Origin of the sequence: Actinosynnema sp. NPDC023658 (assembly GCF_040639995.1) — a bacterium.
GTDB lineage: Bacteria > Actinomycetota > Actinomycetes > Mycobacteriales > Pseudonocardiaceae > Actinosynnema.
In genome coordinates this window covers 1-1,625 of sequence record NZ_JBFAAX010001166.1, presented here as the reverse complement: position 1 = coordinate 1,625, position 1,625 = coordinate 1, and the positions used below count along the sequence as shown (strand labels likewise).

Here is a 1,625-nt window from a genome sequence, read left to right as displayed (position 1 = left end):
GTAGAGCGTGTTCCGGCCGCCGGGCGGGACGCGGTCACCCCAGGCCCGGTCGAGCAGCTGGTCGGCCGACAGCCACTGGTTGGCGTCGACCAACAGCACCGCCAGCACGCACCGCTGCCGGGCGTGACCGAGGTCCACCGGTCGCCCGCCGATCCACGCCTGCACCGGGCCCAACACGCGGAACTCCACCGTCACCGCGGAACTCCCTCTCACCGACAGGCCCCCGTGGTCCCGGTCTAGCAGGGCCTTCGCGCGGTTGCAGGTTTCCCGCAGGTTTTCGTTCGTTCGGTCGAGCAAGGTGGCGGGCGTGGCGGACCGGAACGGCACGAGCTCACGACACGCCGGTCCTCGCCCCACCCCCACCACGGTCACGGAGGACTCCATGCGGTTACGGCAACGAACGGTCGCTCGGGCACCGAGGAGCGGCATGCGATCGCGACTGCTGCGCGGCACGACGGCTGCGGTCTTGGCCACGGCGGTGGTCCTGCCGATGGCGGCTCCCGGCGCGCAGGCCGCCCCGGCGGCGGCGTCGCAGTCCGGTGAGGTGTCGGCGTCCACGGTGCAGGCGATCGTCGCGGCGGCCCAGGCGGCCTACTCGGCGTACCAGCAGTTCGCGAAGGCGGGCATGTCGGTGGAGGAGGCGACCAGGCAGATCCTCGGCGCGATCAACTCGGCCAAGACCGAGATCATCACCCACATCGACCTCGTCGCCACCGCGCAGGCCAAGGCGTGCGCGCGGGCCGCGATCATCGACTTCGCGGACATCGAGCGGTTCACGCCGGACACGCTCCAGGCGTTCGCCCGCGACGCCACCGCCTGCGTCACCTACGTCGACAGCCTGCTCGACGCCGTGGTCGACCCCGGCGCGATCGACCAGCTCGGGTTCGCCCTCGACGCGGTCGGCCCGGTGGCGCTGATCGCCCGCGGACGTGCCGGGCTGACCACGCAGGGCCTGGCGGACACCCTCGTGCACGGCAACACGACGGTGATCTCCAAGCTCGCACCGACCTGCAAGGGCGTGTACCGCGAGGGCATGCTCGAGTGGTACGGCTGCACCGCGTACAACGGCGACAAGGGCAAGGACTACAGCTCCGTGCAGGTCGCCGCGGACCTGGCCACGGCGAACACCAGCCGCCCGGTCGCCAAGGCCTCGCGGACGGTCCTGCTGTCCTGACCCGAGGGGTGTTCCCGCCCGCGGCCTTCCCCCCGACGGGCCGCGGGCGGGAGCTTTTCCCGAGCCGGGATCACCACCACGACCACCCACAGCACGGCCTGCCACGCGCACCACCATGGACGGGCCGCCGCCGGCTCGGGCGTGTCGGCCGGTGAGGTGCCGGCGCAGTGGGTCACGTGGGCCCGCAGCGACTACGGCGTACCGAGACCCCGACCGGCGCGGCGCAGACCCTGCGCGTGTTCACCCGTACCGCGCTGGGGGGTAACAGAGACCGTGGACGATGGGAAGCGCTCCGGCTGCACCCGCGACACCGAGGGCGTGCTGGTCGGCCTCAAGGACGACGCAGGCAACCGGTGCGTTCGTTCACGAGTCCATCAGTGCCGCGAACGCCTCGTCGACCAGCGAGCGGAGGTCGTGGACGCCGTCCTCCTCGACCCAGGCGGTCAACGCG

The 1,625-nt window shown here is 72.2% G+C and carries 2 protein-coding genes; one reads left to right on the top strand and one right to left on the bottom strand.

All coding sequences use genetic code 11. The features are described 5' to 3' along the window. Nucleotides 1–195, bottom strand: a 195-nt coding sequence (locus AB0G02_RS39195) for a hypothetical protein (protein WP_360805276.1), incomplete at its 3' end; no start/stop codon positions are given. A 232-nt stretch (nt 196–427) separates the two neighbouring features. Here AB0G02_RS39195 and AB0G02_RS39190 point away from each other — a divergent pair. Next, on the top strand, nt 428–1,174 hold the full coding sequence (locus AB0G02_RS39190) for a hypothetical protein (protein WP_360805273.1): 747 nt from the start codon (nt 428–430) through the stop codon (nt 1,172–1,174). Nucleotides 1,175–1,625 lie beyond the last annotated feature (451 nt).

Bases quoted from the DNA above. Each gene is read 5' to 3' on its own strand.
- AB0G02_RS39190 (WP_360805273.1), top strand. From the start codon at position 428: ATGCGATCGCGACTGCTGCGCGGCACGACGGCTGCGGTCTTGGCCACG.